This window comes from Methylobacterium persicinum (assembly GCF_022179525.1).
Classification (GTDB): domain Bacteria; phylum Pseudomonadota; class Alphaproteobacteria; order Rhizobiales; family Beijerinckiaceae; genus Methylobacterium; species Methylobacterium persicinum.
Window position 1 is genome coordinate 24,406 of sequence record NZ_BPQX01000030.1, and the last position, 16,823, is coordinate 41,228.

The following is a 16,823-nucleotide window of genomic DNA, read 5'->3' on the forward strand; positions in this document are numbered from 1 at the left end:
GAATGACCCGCCTCCTCGCCCTCCTGTTCCTGCTCCTCTCTGCCCCCGCGCTCGCCCAGGGGCCCGATCCCTACGCACAGCTCGCCGGCGACGGCTACGCGGAGATCGAGGCCGGCGTCGCGGGGCTCGCGGCGAGCGGCGATCCGCGGGCGGGGGTGATCCTCTCGGCCCTGTCGGACGGGCGGCTGCTGGTCCGGCCCTCGGACAAGACGCTGCTCATTCGGCAGGCAACCGGAATCGTCGATGCCAGGACCGGCGCCCCGGCGCAGGACGATCCCGCCCTCAAGCCGGTGCGGGCCAACAACCGGGTCCGCCGGACCATCGAGGCGTCGCAGGGGCAGTTGAACCTCGTCAGCCTCGATCCGGCCAAGCGCCGGGAGGCGGCGGATGCCGTGTTCAAGGCCCGGGACGCCGCAGCCCTGCCCGCCCTCGACACGGCGCTGGCTCACGAGAAGGACGCCGCCGTCAAGCAGGCGATGACCGAGGCCCGCGCCGCGGTGCTCCTCGCCAAGCCCGGCACGGCCGAGGCGGAAAAACTCGCCGCGATTCCCGCGATCCAGGCCCGGGGCGACGGCGACGCCATGGGCATCCTGCGCGGCCTCGGCGCCGACCCGAGCGAGGCGGTGCGCGCCGCCGCCGCCCGGGGCATCGCGGCCATCGAGACTCGGCTTGCGATCCTCGGGGCGCTCCAGAATGTCTGGTACGGGATCTCGCTCGGCTCGGTGCTGCTGCTGGCGGCGATCGGGCTCGCCATCACTTTCGGGGTGATGGGCGTCATCAACATGGCCCATGGCGAGATGGTGATGCTCGGCGCCTACACGACCTACCTCGTGCAGGAGGCGATCCGCACCAAGGCGCCGGCCCTGTTCCCGTGGTCGCTTGCCATCAGCATCCCCTGCGCCTTCCTCGTGGCGGGGCTGGTCGGCGTGCTGATCGAGCGGTTCGTCATCCGCTTCCTCTATGGGCGGCCGTTGGAAACCCTTCTCGCCACCTTCGGCGTCAGCCTCGTGCTCCAGCAGGCAGTGCGCTCCATCTTCGGGCCGACCAACCGGGAGGTCGGCGCCCCCGCCTTCATGAGCGGCGCCTTCGATTTCTACGGCCTCTCCGTCACCTGGGGCCGGATGTGGATCATCCTGTTCTCCATGGCCGTGTTCCTCGGCCTGCTCTTCGTCCTGCGAAAGACCTCGTTCGGGCTGAAGACCCGGGCCGTCACCCAGAACCGGCGGATGGCCGCGGCAATGGGCATCCGCACGCCCTACGTCGATGCCCTCACCTTCGGGCTGGGCTCCGGCATCGCGGGAATCGCCGGGGTGGCCCTGTCGCAGATCGACAACGTCTCGCCGAACCTCGGCCAGGGCTACATCATCGACTCGTTCCTCGTGGTGGTGTTCGGCGGCGTCGGGAACCTGTGGGGGACGCTCGTTGCTGCGCTGACGCTCGGCGTCGTGAACAAGCTCGCCGAGCCGTATATCGGCGCCGTGCTCGCCAAGATCGGGCTGCTGATCTTCATCATCCTGTTCATCCAGAAGCGCCCGCGCGGGCTGTTCGCGCTCAAGGGCCGGGCGGTGGAATCGTGAGGCTCAGGTGTTCCCCTCTCCCCGCCATGCGGGGAGAGGCCCGCAAGGACCTCGTCGTCCTTGTGGGAAGCGAAGGCGTAGCCGCAGCGACGGTGAGGGGATGCGTCCGGAAGAGGCTCTTCCGTCGTCGCCCCCTCACCCCCGGCTGCCGCCTCGCTTCGGCGACGACAAGGTCGCCGAAGCCCTCTCCCCGCAAGCGGGGCGAGGGAATGCGAACCTCCGGAGACGCCCTATGACCCGCCTCATCGACCTCAAGGGCGCGATCTTCCTCAGCCTGCTGGCGGCCTTCTGCCTCGCCGTGCCGGTGCTGAACCTCGTCGTGCCGGAGGGCTCCGGGCTGCACCTGCCGACCTACCTCGTCTCGCTGTTCGGCAAGTACCTCGCCTATGCCCTGCTCGCCGTCAGCCTCGACCTCGTCTGGGGCTATTGCGGCATCCTCTCGCTCGGCCACGGGGCGTTCTTCGCGCTCGGCGGCTACGCGATGGGCATGTACCTGATGCGCCAGATCGGCAGCCGGGGCGTCTACGGCAATCCGGTTCTGCCCGACTTCATGGTGTTCCTGAACTACAAGGCCCTGCCCTGGTATTGGTATGGGTTCGACCACTTCGCCTTCGCCGCGCTGATGGTGCTCCTCGTGCCGGGGCTGCTCGCCTTCCTGTTCGGCTGGCTCGCCTTCCGCTCGCGGGTGACGGGGGTCTACCTCTCGATCATCACCCAGGCGATGACCTACGCCCTGATGCTCGCCTTCTTCCGCAACGACATGGGGCTCGGGGGCAATAACGGCCTCACCGACTTCAAGGATCTTCTGGGCTTCAACGTCCAGTCCCAAAACTTCCGCGTCGGCATCTTCGTCGCCACCGGCATCGCGCTGGCCTTCGGCTACCTGATCGCCCGCGCGATGACCGTCTCGGCTTACGGAAAAATCCTGATCGCCGTGCGCGATGCCGAAAGCCGCACGCGCTTCCTCGGCTACCGGCCGGAGCACTTCAAGACGCTCGCCTTCACCGTCTCGGCGATGATGGCGGGCGTGGCCGGCGCCCTCTACGTGCCGCAGGTCGGCATCATCAACCCCGGCGAGTTCGCGCCCGGCAACTCGATCGAGGCGGTGATCTGGGTGGCGGTCGGCGGGCGCGGCACCCTCGTCGGGGCGGCGCTCGGCGCGGTGATCGTCAATTACGCCAAGACCATTCTGACGGGCGCTATGCCCGATGCATGGTTGTTCGCGCTGGGCGCCCTGTTCGTGGTCGTCACGCTGTTCATGCCCCGCGGCATCGTCGGCACACTCATGGAAAAATTCGGCAGCCGGCGGGCGGCGGCGACGCTGCCGCCGGAGCCGGAGATTGCGCCGAAGCTCGCGGAAGAGGGACAGGGCTCGTGAGCACCGCCGTGATGGACCCGCCCGCGACGGCCGTCGGGCCGGCCAACAAATCGAAGGTGACGGGGGCGCTGCTCTACGTCGATGACCTGCGCGTCACCTTCGACGGCTACAAGGCCCTGCGCGGCCTGTCCCTGACCCTGGCGCCGGGGGAGATGCGGGCGATCATCGGCCCGAACGGGGCCGGCAAGACCACGATGATGGATTGCATCACCGGCAAGACGAGGCCGGACAGCGGCATCGCCCTGTTCGATGGCACGCACGACCTGCTGGCCCTCGACGAGCCGGCCATCGCCGACCTCGGCATCGGCCGCAAGTTCCAGAAGCCGACCGTGTTCGAGAGCCACAGCGTGGCCGACAACATCCTGCTCGCCCTGAAGGGGCCGCGGGCGGCGGCGGCTTCCCTGTTCGGCTGGCGCAACCGGGTGGCTGCGGAGCGGATCGACGCGATCCTCACCACGGTCGGGCTCCTCCCCCACCGGGGGCGCCCGGCGGCGGACCTCAGCCATGGGCAGAAGCAGTGGCTAGAGATCGGCATGCTCCTCGCCCAGGACCCGAAGCTCCTCCTCGTGGACGAGCCGGTGGCCGGCATGACCGACGCCGAGACCGTTCAGACCGCCGAGTTGCTCCGCCGGATCGCCGGGGACCACGCGGTGGTGGTGGTGGAGCACGACATGCACTTCGTTCGGGCGCTCCAATGCCGGGTCACCTGCCTGCACGAGGGCGCTGTGCTGGCCGAAGGCTCCATCGACGCTGTCTCGGCCGACCCGAAGGTAGTCGAAGTGTATCTGGGGCGGTGATGAACGAGTTCCCCCAACGCCTCCCCCCTCATCCTGAGGTGCCGTCGCGAAGCGAGGGCCTCGAAGGAGGGCTCCAGAGCCCGCGGCGATCCCTGGAAGTCTCCTGCGAGGCGGCTGACGCCGCACCTCAGGATGAGGTTGCGGACGGGACTCGCAGATCATTTGCCGCCGGGATTAGACCATCATGCTGAGCGTCGAGGGCATCGACCTGTATTACGGCGCGGCGCAGGCCCTGCGCGGCGTCTCGCTGACTGCCGAGGCCGGGCAGGTCACGACCGTGCTCGGCCGCAACGGCGTCGGCAAGACCTCCCTGCTCCGGGCCATCGTCGGGCAGCAGCCGGTGCGCAGCGGGGCGATTCGCCTCGATGGCCGCGAGATCCAGGGCCTCGCCCCCTATGACCGGGCGCGGGCGGGCATCGCCTTCGTGCCACAGGGCCGGGAGATCTTCCCCTTGCTCACGGTGAAGGAGAACCTCGAGACCGGCTTCGCGCCCCTCAAGCGCCGGGACCGGCACGTTCCGGCCGAGATCTACGATCTGTTCCCGGTCCTGAAGGACATGCTCCACCGCCGCGGCGGCGACCTCTCCGGCGGCCAGCAGCAGCAGCTCGCCATCGGCCGCGCCCTGGTCACCCGCCCGAAGCTCCTCGTCCTCGACGAGCCCACGGAGGGCATCCAGCCCTCGATCATCAAGGATATCGGGCGGGCGATCACCTACCTTCGCGGCAAGGGCGAGATGGCGATCGTGCTGGTCGAGCAATACTTCGAATGGGCCCGCGATCTCTGCGACAGCTACGCGGTCATGGACCGGGGGCAGGTCGTCCTCTCGGGGCCGCGCGCGGCGATGGTCGAGGCCGACGTGCTGAAGCGGATGTCGGTGTGAGGGAGAGCGTGGCGCATTTCCCGGCATTGCGCGGCCGGATGTTGGGATCGTGCAACGAGCGCGACGTGTTCTGAAGCGCCACGCGAAAACAGAAGCGTGTATCCCCTCGCCTCGGCTTAAATTTATCTCAACGCCGTCCCCTTAGCCTTCCAAAGGAACTTGTTGGGGCGGAAAGTCTGTCATGATCATCTCTTCGCGGCTGAGTGTCCGCCTGCCGGCCATGACGATCGGCTTGGCGCTCTTGAGTGCCGCGACCATGGGTGGAATCAGCTGGTACTCGGCGCGGGCCGGCCTCCTGAAGGCGGCGGGCGAGCGGCTCCACCTCGCCGCCTCCGCCCGCCGGGACAGCATCGAAGTGATGGCCGACCGGATGCAGGCGGATTTCATCGCGGTCGCCTCGCATCCGCAGATCGTGTCGAATTTCCCCGACCTGATCGAGACCCTCGACCCGTCGCGGCCTGACTTCGCTGCGGTGGTCGAGGCGTTCCGGGCGCCCAAGACCGTCGAGGAGCGCATCGCCCTCGATGGCGGCTCCGCCACCGGGATGTACGGGCGCCGCCACGGCAAGGTGCAGGAGATCGCCCGCAAGCTCGTGGCGCAGCCGGGCTATGCCGACCTGATGTTCCTCGATGACGGCGGCCGGATCGTCTACACGACGACCAAGGGCGAGGATTTCGCGGCCACCCTCTCCGACGCGACCCTCAAGGGTTCGGCCCTGGGCCACCTCGTGGAACGGCTGAAGGCGGCCGATCCCAACACCGTCCTGTTCGAGGATTTCGCCCCCTATCCCGTTGGCGCCGGCCCGTCCGCCTTCATCGGCCGGGCGATGACCAAGCGCGCCAACGTCGCGATGGGCACGTCGCAGGCGGTCGAGCGGATCGGCTTCATCGTCATGCGCGTCACGCCCACCCTGTTCGACCAAGTGCTGTCCAAGCGCACCGGCCTGGGGGATACGGGGCAGGTGATGGCCGCCGGGCCGGACGGCCTCCTGCGCAGCGATCCACCCCTCAACCCGAACGCGAAGGCGGGTTCGTCCGTCGCCACGCTCGGCGTCCCGGCCGAGAACCTGAAGCGGAGCGAGGGCTTCGTCTTCGACGCCGCGGGCGAGGCGCATATGGGCGCCGCCTCGACGGTCTCCGTGCTCGGCGCTCCCTGGACGGTCCTCGCCGAGCAGTCGCAGGCCGAGGCGATCGAGGATGCCCGGGCCCTGTCGCGCACCCTCGTTCTGATCGGGCTGTGCGTGCTCGCGGCGACGGCCGCGCTCGGCCTGCTCCTCGCGCGCTCCATCGTCCGCCCCCTCGGCGCCCTCACCCGCGCCCTCAAGGCCCTGGCCGCCCGCGAGGACCTGACGGAAGTGGCCGGCAGCCGCCGCGCCGACGAGATCGGCGACATCGCCCGCGCCGTCGTGACCATCCGCGACATGACCCTGGAAGAGGCCGCGCAGCAGCTGAAGACCACCGAGGCTGCCCGGATGCGCGAGGAGCAGGCCCGCCGGGCGATGCTGCAGGACCTCGCGGGTCGGTTCGAACAGTCGGTGGTGGGCATCGTCGATGAGGTGACCGGGGCCGTCTCGACCCTTCAGGATACCTCCGGCACCATGCGCCACGCGGTCGAGGAGACGTCCGGCCGCTCGACCAGCGTCGCGAGCGCGGCGCAGCAGACCGCGGCCAGCGTCACCACCGTGGCGGCGGCCGCCGAGGAGCTGGGCTCGACGGTGCAGGAGATCAGCCGGCAGGTGGAGCAGGCCGCCGGGATGTCGGAGGCCGCGGTCCACGAGGCCGGCCGGGCCGGCCAGACGGTGGCGGACCTTTCCGCCGCGGCGACGCGCATCGGCGACGTCGTGCGGATCGTCTCGGCCATCGCCGGCCAGACCAACCTGCTGGCCCTGAACGCCACCATTGAGGCGGCCCGGGCCGGGGAAGCCGGGCGCGGCTTCGCGGTGGTGGCGAGCGAGGTGAAGGAACTGGCTGCCCAGACCTCCCGCGCCACGGACGAGATCGGCCAGCAGATCGCCTCCATCCAGACCGCCACGGACGGCGCATCGCAGGCGATCCAGTCCATCACCGCACAGATCGAGGCGATGAACCGCACCACGACGGGCATCGCGGCGGCGGTCGAGCAGCAGGGCGCGACCACGCAGGAGATCGTGCGCAGCATGAGCCAGGCCTCGGCCGGCACGAGCGCGATGACCTCGGACATCGCCGAGGTGGCCCGGGTCGCCGACGAGGCGGGGCGTGCGGCCTCCTCCGTCGCCCAGGCCACCGGCCAGCTCTCCTCTCAGTCGGACAGGCTTCGCGCCGAGGTCGCCCAGTTCCTCCAGAACGTCAGGGCGGCGTGAGGGGCCGCCCCCTCGTCGTTGCCTCTCTATTGCCGCCTCTCCGTCTTTGCGGGCGGAGCGAAGCAATCCAGGGCGGCGGAACCTCTCGGGATGGTGCGGACCCTTGAGTTGCTTCGCTCCACTCGCAATGACCGTGGAGGAGGCGATCCAAGGATGAAAGAAAACGCTTCAACGCCGAACCGTCGCCCACTTCGGCGGACAATGTCCTAAGACACCAAAAGGTCTTCGACGTCCTTCCGGTGGTCGGCGATCTCCGCCGGGGCCGCGCCGGAGGTGGAGCCCTTGCGGAGCTCCGGGTGTCCTGCCGCGAGCGGAAGCTCGATCGCCGCGCACAGGCCTCCCTCGGGCCGGTTCTCCAGGCTGAGGCGCCCGTCATGGGCCTCCACGATCGCCTGGACGATGGACAGCCCGAGCCCGAAGCCGCTGGCGGCGTTGAGGTTCCGCGCCCGGTCGCCCCGGACGAAGGGCTGCAGCATCGTCTCCCGCTCACCGTCGGGGATGCCCGGCCCTGAATCGATGATGCAGACCCGCACCCCCCGGGGCGATCCTTCCATGACGAGGCGGGCCTGTCCGCCGTACTTCACCGCATTGTCCACGAGGTTGGTGATCGCCCGCTGCAGCTCGTCCGGCTGGCCGCGGACGAGGACATGGCGGCTGCGCTCGACGCTGACCGGGGCGCCGATATCGGTGAAGCCGTCACACACCGTCTGCACGACGGAGGCGAGGTCCACGAGGCTGTGGCTGCCGGCATCCCGGGCCTGCCCGTCCCGGACGAAGGACAGTGCCGCCTCCACGAGGCCGTTCATCTGGTCGAGGTCGCGGAGCGTGGCGGCCCGGGCGCCCTCGTCCTCGATGAACTCCGCGCGCAGGCGAAGCCTGGTGATCGGGGTGCGCAGGTCGTGGCTGATGGCGGCAAGCATCTGCGTGCGGTCGTCGATCAGTCGCCGGACGCGGGAGCGCATCCGGTCGAGGGCCCGGGAGACCGCCAGGACCTCCTCGGGCCCCGCCTGGGGCAGGGCGACGTGGTCGTCCCGGGCGCCGAAGGCCTCCGCCGCGCCAGCGAGGCGGGCCAGCGGCGCCGTCAGCGCCCGGGTCGCCCAGACGCAGAGAAGCGCCAGGGTCAAAGCCAGGAACACCACGGTGAAGATCAACGCCCCCTGCCGCGGCGGGCGGAGGGGGTCGTCCACCAGGGTCGCCCGCAGCATCGCGCCGTTCTGGGTCTTGATGCCGACCCGCAACTGCCCGTCCTTCTCAAGTGGCGCCAGGGCGGTCACCATCACGGGGCGCCCGGCGGCCGCCCGGATACGGCGGATCACCGCGTGGTTCGGCACCCGCTCTGCGTTGGCCGGCGCCTTCCCGTCCCAGGCATCGAGCTCGATGAGGGGAAGGGACCGCGCGCCCGCGGCGAGCAGCGCCGGCCGCACGGCGGGGTCGGCGGCATCGAGGAGGCGGGCCAGCACCCCCACCCGGGCGGCGGCGACGCCCGGCAGGGCATCGGGGTTCTGGGGCTCGTGCAGCAGGAAGAAGGCTGTGGTGGCCACCACATGCGCCACGGCGATGCCGGCCACCACGAGGAGGGCGATCTGCCCGGCCACGCTCCGGGGGCGCAGGCGGGCGCGGAGGCCTGCGAGGGTCATGACCTTGTGACCTCCGGCGTGAACAAATAGCCGCCCGAGCGGATGGTGCGGATATATTCGGGGTTGCGGGTATCCCGCTCGATCTTCTGGCGGATCCGCGAGATCAGCACGTCGATGCTGCGCTCGAACGGCCCGGCGGCCCGGCCCTGGGTCAGGTCGAGGAGCTGATCGCGGGAGAGCACCCGCCCCGGCCGCAGGCACAGGGCCTGGAGCAGGTCGAACTCCGCCCCGGTGATCGAGACCCTGGCGCCCTCGGGGCTCAGGAGTTGGCGCAGGGCCACGTCGAGAGTCCATCCGGCGAAGTGCAGGCGCTTGCGGTCGTCGTTGTCCGGGGCTTCGGCGGAGACCCGCCGCAGGATCGCCCTGATGCGGGCCAGCAGTTCCCGCGGGTTGAACGGCTTGGCAAGGTAGTCGTCGGCTCCCAGTTCGAGGCCGAGGATGCGATCGACTTCCTCCGACTTCGCCGTGAGCATCAGGATCGGGATCTGCGAGGTCTCGCGCAGGCGCCGGCACAGGCTGAAGCCGTCCTCCCCCGGCAGCATCAGGTCGAGGACGATCAGGTCGATCCGCGCCTCTCCCAAGGCCCGGTCCATTTCCCGGCCGTCGCCCGCCAGCGTCACCCGGCAGTCGTTGCCGCGCAGGTAGCGCGCCACGAGGGCCGAAATCTCCCTGTCGTCCTCCACGACGAGGATATGGGGCGAGGCCGTTGCCGTCATCGTGCGGGTTTCGGAGAGTGGATCGGCGGTTGTCATCGTTCGATTATGCCCCGGACGCGCCGATATTCGAAGATCTGGCCGGAACCATTTTGTAAACCGACGTTTCCAACTTCGCCCGGCGCCAGATACCGCGCCTTCGACCGCACTGCGGCGAATCGTCGAGCCGGACTCCACGCCCCGGCATACCCGGCTAACTCCCCTGTCACGTCTCCCGCCGATTCCGGCGCGGGCGCAACCGGTACCTCCGTGTCGAAGCCCATCAGCGATTACGCCATCGTCGGCGATACCCACTCCTGCGCGCTGATCGCCCGCGACGGTTCCGTCGACTGGCTGTGCTGGCCGCGCCACGATTCCCCCGCCCTGTTCCTCAGGCTCCTCGACGACGATGCGGGGGGCTCCTGTGCGGTGTCCTTCGCGGGGCTCGGCGACACAAGCCGCCGCTACCGCCCCGGGACCAACATCCTCGAGACCACGTTCGAGACCGCCACCGGCCGGGCCCGCCTCACCGATGCGATGTCCGTGAACCCACCGAGCCCGGAACCCGACGAAGGGCCCGACGGAGAAGGTGAGAGCCGCCTGATCCGCCTGCTGACCTGCGAGGAGGGGACCGTCGAGGGCCACTTCACCGTCCGCCCCACCTTCGACTACGCCCGCCGGCCCTGCACGCCCATCGAGGCGGCGGGCTCGGTGCTGTTCGAGGCGGGGGATTGGCGGCTGCGCGTGAACGCCACCCCCTGCCCGGTCGTCGAGGGCGACATGGCAGTGGTGTCCTTCCGGCTGGCGGCCGGGGAGACCGCCTACCTCGTCCTCACCCACGGCGAGGACATGGAGGGCGCCGGCATCGACGACCTCGCAGGTGCCCAGAAGCGGATCGCCGCGACGGAGGGCTACTGGAACCGGTGGAGTGCCCGCTGCACCTACAAGGGGCCCTACCGGGAGGCCGTGCTCCGCTCGGCCCTCTGCCTCAAGCTTCTCACCTACTCGCCCTCGGGCGGGATCGTCGCGGCGGCGACCGCCGGCCTGCCCGAGGCGGTGCCCGGAAACCGCAACTTCGACTACCGGTTCACCTGGATGCGCGATGCGGCTTTCACGGTGACGGCGTTCGTCATGCTCGGCTACGTCCGCGAGGCCTCGGAATTCCTCCGCTTCCTGCGCGAGCGCGACACGACCTACGGCCGTGATACCCGCCTGATGTACGGCGTCTGCGATACGATCCCGCCCGAGGAGGCGCTCACGCACCTGTCCGGCTGGAACGGGGTCGGCCCCGTGCTGGTGGGGAACGCCGCCGAGGGCCAGGACCAGCACGACATCTACGGCGAACTACTCCGCGCCCTGTGCGTGTTCCTGGAGGCTGTCGACTACGACCCGCCGGAGAAGGTCAACGACCGCCTCCCGAGGGTGCTCGACAACCTCACCGCCAGGGCGATCCAGCATCGGCACGATGCGGATCACGGCATCTGGGAGCTGCGCACCGGACCCCGCCAGCAGGTCCACACCAAGGCGATGATCTGGGTGGCGCTCACCGATGCCGCCCGCATCGGCCGCAAGATCCGGGGCGTGCCGGAGGACAAGATCGCCGCCTGGGAGCAGGCCGCCGCCGAAATCCGCGCCGAGTACCTGGAGAAGGGCTGGAACGAGGAGCGCGGCGCCTTTACCGGGGCCTATGGCTCGCACCATCTCGACGCGGCGGTACTGCGCGTCGCCCTGTTCGGTGCCATCGATCCCTCCGATCCGCGCCTGCGCTCGACGCTGGCCGCCATCGAGGACGAACTGGGCGTCGGCGACCTGATCTACCGCTACCGGATGGAGGACGGATTCGAGGGCGACGAAGGCGCCTTCACCGCCTGCGCCTTCTGGCGGGTCGGCTGCCTCGCCCTCGACGGGCGGACTGCCGAGGCCAAGGCGGCCTTCGAGCGGCTGATCGCCCGGGGCAACGACGTCGGCCTCTTCGCCGAGGAGATCGCCCCGGCGACCGGCGAGCAGAGAGGCAACACGCCCCAGGGCTTCTCCCACATGGCCCTGATCAATGCGGCCCTGCGCCTCGACGCCTCCATCGCCCGCTTCGGTCTCGTTGGCGACGAGGCCGGGACGGAACGGCGGGCGGCGGAATAGGCCGCGCCCAGGGTAAATGATGACTTCTTGTACAAGTTGTGTTTCCCAACGAGTCTAAAACACAAGATTAGTATCCTTGTTTGCCGACGTGAGTGGATTTGTTCCATAGATATATTCAAAATCCTTCTGGTGTATTCCAGTTGTCAATTTTTGCGGCTCACGATGGATCGGACCATCGGAGTCTTGGAATGCCCCGCCTGTCAGACTTTAAAATCCTCACAAAGCTTTCTGGCGTGATTGCCATCATCGCTTTCATCGTGGGCGGCTGCATCTGGTATGCCCAAGGTCGAATGACCTATATCGACGAGGCCTACACGACCTTCGTCAATCACGAGGCGGAGGCCGCCTCGACGGCCCGGCGGATCAACCGGTTGATCTTCGAATTGAACTACTGGGTCTACCGGGTCATCGCCGAGACCGAGGATCATCAGATCAAGGCCGCCAATGTCGGGTTCGAGGCGGCGCTGCCCCAGATGCAGAACGCCCTGACGGCCCTGCGCGATCAGGCCCCCAGCTTCGCCGAGCGCATCGAAACGCAGACGAAGCGCGTGAACCGTTACGTTGAAGATGTGAAGGAGGTCCGCCGTCTCGCTTCCGCCAACCGCAACGCCGAGGCCATCGAACTCGTCCACAAGACCATCGACCCGACTTTCGGGACCATGGTCGAGGTCGGCAACAAGCTCGGAGAGGACATCGGCGAGTACATGCGGAAGGGGTCCGCAGAGCTCACCGTGACAACCGACAACACCCGCCACAGCATGATGCTCTTCAGCGCATTCGGCGTCCTGGCCGGTTTCGCCGCTGCGGCCGTCGTGTCCATCTACGGCGTCACCCGCCCGCTCAACAGCCTCGTCGCGGTCCTCCAGCGGATGGCGCAAGGAGACGTGAACGCGACGATCGCCGAGGCCAAGCGCGGGGACGAGATCGGCGCGGTCGGCAAGGCGGTCGAGGGGATCAAGGCGATGGTGGCGCAGAAGGCCGCCGAGCAGGCCGAGCTGAAGCGCATCGCCGACGAGGCCGCCGCCCTGGAGCGCAAGCGCACGATGTTGGAACTGGCCGACGGGTTCGAGTCGGCGGTGGGCGGCATCGTGGGCATGGTCTCGGCCTCGGCCACGGAGCTGCAGGCCACGGCCCAGCAGCTGAGTTCGGCCGCCGGCGAGGCGGCGGCGCAGTCGACCACGGTGGCGGCGGCGGCGGAGGAGGCGTCCTCCAACGTGAGCACGGTGGCGGCGGCGGCCGAAGAACTCGGCACCTCGGTGCAGGAGATCGGCCGGCAGGTGCAGGGCTCGGCCGAGCTGGCCCGGGTCGCGGTGGGCGAGGCCGACCAGACGGCGGCCCTGGTCCAGGCCCTGCGCCAGACCTCGGCGCGGATCGGTGACATGGTCGGGCTGATCTCCAACATCGCCTCGCAGACCAACCTGCTGGCCTTGAACGCCACCATCGAGGCGGCCCGGGCGGGCGAGGCAGGCCGCGGCTTCGCGGTGGTGGCGGCCGAGGTGAAGGAGCTGGCCAACCAGACCGCCAAGGCCACGGACGAGATCGGCGGGCAGATCAGCGAGATCCAGGGGGTGACCGATCAGGCGGTGTCGGCGATCGGAGGGATCACCGGGCGCATCCGCGAGATCAACGCGGTGGCGACCTCCATCGCCGCGGCGGTGGAGCAGCAGGGGGCGGCGACCCAGGAGATCGTGCGCAACGTGGCGCAGGCCTCCACCGGCACCAACGAGGTGACGAGCAACATCGTCGGCGTCGCCCGGGCCTCCGAGGATACCGGCGCGGCCGCCACCCAGGTGCTGTCCGCCTCCGGCGAACTGTCCCGCCAGTCCGAGCACCTCACCGCCGAGGTCTCCCGCTTCCTCGGAAACGTCCGCGCGGCGTGAGAATACGGGGCGTCACGGGGCCCCGCATCCCGACTTCGTGAGCGAAGCGACACGGCCCGGGGCTGCGCCACCTGCTCGATGGTGCGTCCCCGGGCCGTTTCGTTGCGCGCGTGCCGGACGACACCGCCGTGTCAGCCGGCCTGGCCGATCTCCGACTCCACCTCGACCGGATCGAGATCGTAGCGCCGGGAGCAGAACTCGCAGGTGATGACGATCCGCCCATCGTCCGCCACCATGTCCCGGCGTTCCTCCGGGCTGAAGGACCGGATCATCCCCATCACCCGCTCCCGCGAGCAGCGGCAGGTCTCGTGCACCGGCTGGCGGTCGAAGACCCGCACCCCGCGTTCGTGGAACAGACGGTAGAGGAGCCGCTCGCTCGACACGTTCGGATCGACGAGCTCGTGGTCCTCGATGGTCGCCGCCAGGGAGCGGGCCTCGACCCAGGCATCGTCCTCCGGTGCGTCGGCACCCAGGTGCGCATGGCCCTCCGGGATGTCGCCGGGGGGCAGGTCCGCCAGCCGCGCCCGGTCGATGGACTGGGGCAGGAACTGCACGATCAGCCCGCCGGCCCGCCAATGGCCGGCGCCCTCCTCCACCGACTCGGCGACGGCGAGGCGGACCACGGTCGGGATCTGTTCGGATTGCCGGAAATACTGGTGAGCCGCCTCCTCCAGGCTCTGGCCCTCCATCGGCACCACGCCCTGGTAGCGGCTCGCCGCGCTGCCCTGGTCGATGGTCATGGCGAGGTGGCCGTTGCCGATGAGGTCGGCGTCCCGCACCGGGCCGGTACCCAGGGCCGCCACGCGCGCCGCATCGAACCGCGCCGTCGCCCGGAGCCGGTCGGGGGCTTCGAAGTCGACGACGACCATCTCCACCGGACCGTCGGTCTTGGTCTGGAGCTGGAACCGGCCCTCGAACTTCAGCGAGGCCCCGAGGAGCACCGTCAGCGCCGCAGCTTCGCCGAGGAGCCGCGCGACGGCGTCGGGATAGCCGTGGCGGCGCAGAATCGTGTCGATCGAAGGCCCGAGCCGTACCACTCGCCCGCGCACGTCGAGGGCCTCGACGGCGAAGGGCAGAACGGCGTCATCGATATCGGGGGTCGCGGTTCCTGCGGTCATTGTCTCTCCGGGGATACCCCCTTCATATGGTTACCCGGAACGGGGCTCCCAAAGGCCCCCCTCGCCCGGCCCGGCTCGGGCGACCGCTGCGCCCGCGAAGACGGTGAGACCGTCCGGCCCGGCCCCTACGCCCCGGCCGCCTGGAGGCACCAAGCGAGGATGCCCTTCTGGGCATGGAGGCGGTTCTCCGCCTCGTCGAACACGACCGATTGCGGCCCGTCCATCACGTCGGCCGTCACCTCCTCGCCCCGGTGGGCGGGCAGGCAATGCATGAAGATCGCGTCGGGTTTGGCCGCCGCCATGAGCTTGGCATCGACCCGGTAGGGCGAGAGCAGGTTGTGCCTGTGGCTCTCGTCGTCGTCGCCCATAGAGACCCAGCAATCGGTGACGACGGCATCCGCCCCGTCCACCGCCGCACGGGCATCGGTGGTCACGTTCAGGCGCGCGCCCTCCCGTTTCGCCCAGGCGAGGAGGCTGGATGGCGGCGACAATTCCGGCGGGCAGGCGACGTTCAAGGTGAAGTCGAGCCGGGCGGCGGCGTGGACCCAGCTCGCGAAGACGTTGTTCGCGTCCCCCGACCACGCCACCGTGCGGCCCTGGATCGGCCCGCGGTGCTCCTCGAAGGTCAGCACGTCGGCCATGATCTGGCAGGGATGCGAGTGTTTGGTCAGCGCATTGATCACCGGCACGGTGGCGTATTCGGCCAGTTCCAGCATCTGCCCGTGATCGAGAATGCGGATCATGATCGCATCCACGAACCGCGAGAGTACCTGCGCCGTATCGCCGATGGTCTCACCCCGGCCGAGCTGCATCTCCGAACCGGTGAGCATCAGCGTCTCGCCGCCGAGTTCGCGCATCGCCACGTCGAACGAGACCCGGGTGCGGGTCGAGGGGCGGTCGAACACCATCGCCAAGGTCTTGCCGACGAGGGGCCGCTCCGCCGGGCGCTCCCCCTTCCGGCGCACCGCCTTCATGGCGGCGCTGGAATCGAGCATGCGGCGGATCTCGGTTCCGGAGAAATCCGACAGATCGAGGAAATGGCGGGGCGCCGCGGCGCCCCCGGGACTGGCCGGGGCCGGGGCCGTGGCCCGGCCGTTCGTAAGCGTGGTCATCGTGATAGGACTTTCCGGCGGCGCCTTACTCGGCCGCCCCGCGCAGCGCATCGAACCCGGACGCGGCGGCATCGAGCCGCCGGACCGCCTCATCGACGTCCGATTCGGTGACGATCAGCGGCGGAATCAGCCGCACGACATTGTCGCCGGCCGGGATCACGAGGAGGTGGGCCTCCCGCGCCGCCGCGGCGAATTCGGTGTTCGGCACCCCGAGCTTGAGGCCGACCATCAGGCCCTCGCCCCGGATCTCCTCGATCACCTTGGGGTGACGGTCGCGAAGCGCCGCGAGCTTCTGCTTGAGCACGAGGCCGGTGCGGGCGACTCCCTCGAGGAAGCCTTCCGACTGGATCACGTCGAGCACCGCGTTACCCACGGCCATGGCCAGGGGGTTGCCGCCGAAGGTCGAGCCGTGGCTTCCCGCGACCATGCCCCGGGCCGCCTCCCGGGTCGCGAGGCAGGCGCCGAGCGGAAAGCCGCCGCCGATTCCCTTGGCCGCACTCAGGATGTCGGGCGCGATGCCCGACCACTCGTAGGCGAACAGCTTGCCGGTGCGGCCCATCCCGGTCTGGACCTCGTCCATGATGAGGAGCAAGCCGTGCCGGTCGCACAGATCGCGCAGGCGGCGCAGGTCCGCCGGCGGGATGACGCGCACGCCGCCCTCGCCCTGCACGGGCTCGATCATCAGGGCCGCGGTCTCGGGGCCGATCGCCGCCTCGAGGGCCGCGAAATCGCCGGTCGGCACTTGGTCGAAGCCGTCGACCTTCGGTCCGAAGCCGTCGATGTACTTCTGCTGGCCGCCAGCCGCGAGGGTGGCCAGCGTCCGCCCGTGGAAGGCCCCTTCGAAGGTCACGATCCGGTAGCGCTCGGGATGGCCGCCCGCGGCATGGTACTTCCGGGCGATCTTGATCGCCGCCTCGTTGGCCTCAGCCCCCGAATTGCAGAAGAACACCACCTCCGCGAAGGTCGATTCCACGAATCGCCGGCCGAGGCGCTCTCCCTCGGGGATCTGGTACAGGTTCGAGACGTGCCAGACCTTCGAGGCCTGCTCGGTCAGGGCGGCCACGAGGTGGGGATGGGCGTGGCCCAGGGCGTTCACCGCGACGCCGGCCCCGAAATCGAGGTATCGCTGCCCGTCCTCCGCGACGAGCCATGCGCCCTCCCCCCGGGCAAAGGACAGCGGGGCGCGGGCGTAATTCGGCAGAAGGGCGGATGTCACGATCCGGTCTCCGTCGCACGATGGTTCTGCCGCGCGGGGGTTCGGCGGCTGCAAACGAAAGT

12 protein-coding genes are annotated in these 16,823 nt (G+C 69.6%); 7 read left to right on the forward strand and 5 right to left on the reverse strand.

Annotated elements, in window-relative coordinates; translation table 11 throughout:
* The first annotated feature begins 2 nt into the window (after window positions 1-2).
* The 5 genes from urtB to MFF22_RS13105 all read left to right on the forward strand — a co-directional run bounded on the left by urtB (window position 3) and on the right by MFF22_RS13105 (window position 6,970).
* The gene (gene urtB, locus MFF22_RS13085; protein ID WP_238249410.1) at window positions 3-1,577 is read left to right on the forward strand and encodes an urea ABC transporter permease subunit UrtB; all 1,575 of its coding nucleotides are present in this window, start codon (window positions 3-5) and stop codon (window positions 1,575-1,577) included.
* 232 nt (window positions 1,578-1,809) lie between these two features.
* A complete protein-coding gene (urtC, locus tag MFF22_RS13090; protein WP_238249411.1) occupies window positions 1,810-2,955 on the forward strand; it encodes an urea ABC transporter permease subunit UrtC in 1,146 nt (381 codons plus the stop codon).
* An 11-nt stretch (window positions 2,956-2,966) separates the two neighbouring features.
* Window positions 2,967-3,752, forward strand: coding sequence for an urea ABC transporter ATP-binding protein UrtD (gene urtD, locus MFF22_RS13095; RefSeq protein WP_370877608.1), 786 nt, complete (start codon window positions 2,967-2,969; stop codon window positions 3,750-3,752).
* Between the two features lie 184 nt (window positions 3,753-3,936).
* Window positions 3,937-4,632, forward strand: coding sequence for an urea ABC transporter ATP-binding subunit UrtE (gene urtE / locus MFF22_RS13100; RefSeq protein WP_238249413.1), 696 nt, complete (start codon window positions 3,937-3,939; stop codon window positions 4,630-4,632).
* Window positions 4,633-4,813: 181 nt separating this feature from the next.
* Window positions 4,814-6,970 carry a methyl-accepting chemotaxis protein gene (locus tag MFF22_RS13105; RefSeq protein ID WP_238249414.1) on the forward strand — a complete coding sequence of 719 codons (2,157 nt, stop codon included), beginning with the start codon at window positions 4,814-4,816 and terminating at the stop codon, window positions 6,968-6,970.
* A 206-nt stretch (window positions 6,971-7,176) separates the two neighbouring features.
* Here MFF22_RS13105 and MFF22_RS13110 read toward each other — a convergent pair whose 3' ends face one another.
* Together MFF22_RS13110 and MFF22_RS13115 are read right to left on the reverse strand one after the other, a co-directional pair.
* Entirely contained in the window at window positions 7,177-8,607 is a 1,431-nt protein-coding gene (locus tag MFF22_RS13110; protein WP_238249415.1) for an ATP-binding protein, read from the reverse strand.
* A complete protein-coding gene (locus tag MFF22_RS13115; protein WP_238249416.1) occupies window positions 8,604-9,323 on the reverse strand; it encodes a response regulator in 720 nt (239 codons plus the stop codon). The genes MFF22_RS13110 and MFF22_RS13115 overlap by 4 nt, the downstream gene beginning before the upstream one ends.
* Before the next feature lie 246 nt (window positions 9,324-9,569).
* Between MFF22_RS13115 and MFF22_RS13120 the strand changes: the two genes are divergently transcribed.
* Window positions 9,570-11,435 carry a glycoside hydrolase family 15 protein gene (locus MFF22_RS13120; protein WP_238249417.1) on the forward strand — a complete coding sequence of 622 codons (1,866 nt, stop codon included), beginning with the start codon at window positions 9,570-9,572 and terminating at the stop codon, window positions 11,433-11,435.
* 188 nt (window positions 11,436-11,623) lie between these two features.
* Complete coding sequence (locus MFF22_RS13125) at window positions 11,624-13,315, forward strand: methyl-accepting chemotaxis protein (RefSeq protein WP_238249418.1); 1,692 nt, start codon at window positions 11,624-11,626, stop codon at window positions 13,313-13,315.
* Window positions 13,316-13,446: 131 nt separating this feature from the next.
* Here MFF22_RS13125 and MFF22_RS13130 read toward each other — a convergent pair whose 3' ends face one another.
* The 3 genes from MFF22_RS13130 to MFF22_RS13140 form a co-directional block, all read right to left on the reverse strand.
* Window positions 13,447-14,433, reverse strand: a complete 987-nt coding sequence (locus MFF22_RS13130) for an Hsp33 family molecular chaperone (RefSeq protein WP_238249419.1) — start codon at window positions 14,431-14,433, stop codon at window positions 13,447-13,449.
* 125 nt (window positions 14,434-14,558) lie between these two features.
* Window positions 14,559-15,545, reverse strand: a complete 987-nt coding sequence (gene argF, locus MFF22_RS13135; protein ID WP_283206178.1) for an ornithine carbamoyltransferase — start codon at window positions 15,543-15,545, stop codon at window positions 14,559-14,561.
* A 25-nt stretch (window positions 15,546-15,570) separates the two neighbouring features.
* Window positions 15,571-16,761 (reverse strand): aspartate aminotransferase family protein, encoded by a 1,191-nt coding sequence (locus MFF22_RS13140; RefSeq protein WP_238249420.1) that lies wholly within the window; start codon window positions 16,759-16,761, stop codon window positions 15,571-15,573.
* Between the last annotated feature and the right edge of the window lie 62 nt (window positions 16,762-16,823).

Bases quoted from the DNA above. Each gene is read 5' to 3' on its own strand.
- urtB (WP_238249410.1), top strand. From the start codon at position 3: ATGACCCGCCTCCTCGCCCTCCTGTTCCTGCTCCTCTCTGCCCCCGCG.
- urtC (WP_238249411.1), top strand. From the start codon at position 1,810: ATGACCCGCCTCATCGACCTCAAGGGCGCGATCTTCCTCAGCCTGCTG.
- urtD (WP_370877608.1), top strand. From the start codon at position 2,967: ATGGACCCGCCCGCGACGGCCGTCGGGCCGGCCAACAAATCGAAGGTG.
- urtE (WP_238249413.1), top strand. From the start codon at position 3,937: ATGCTGAGCGTCGAGGGCATCGACCTGTATTACGGCGCGGCGCAGGCC.
- MFF22_RS13105 (WP_238249414.1), top strand. From the start codon at position 4,814: ATGATCATCTCTTCGCGGCTGAGTGTCCGCCTGCCGGCCATGACGATC.
- MFF22_RS13110 (WP_238249415.1), bottom strand. From the start codon at position 8,607: ATGACCCTCGCAGGCCTCCGCGCCCGCCTGCGCCCCCGGAGCGTGGCC.
- MFF22_RS13115 (WP_238249416.1), bottom strand. From the start codon at position 9,323: ATGACGGCAACGGCCTCGCCCCATATCCTCGTCGTGGAGGACGACAGG.
- MFF22_RS13125 (WP_238249418.1), top strand. From the start codon at position 11,624: ATGCCCCGCCTGTCAGACTTTAAAATCCTCACAAAGCTTTCTGGCGTG.
- MFF22_RS13130 (WP_238249419.1), bottom strand. From the start codon at position 14,433: ATGACCGCAGGAACCGCGACCCCCGATATCGATGACGCCGTTCTGCCC.
- argF (WP_283206178.1), bottom strand. From the start codon at position 15,545: ATGACCACGCTTACGAACGGCCGGGCCACGGCCCCGGCCCCGGCCAGT.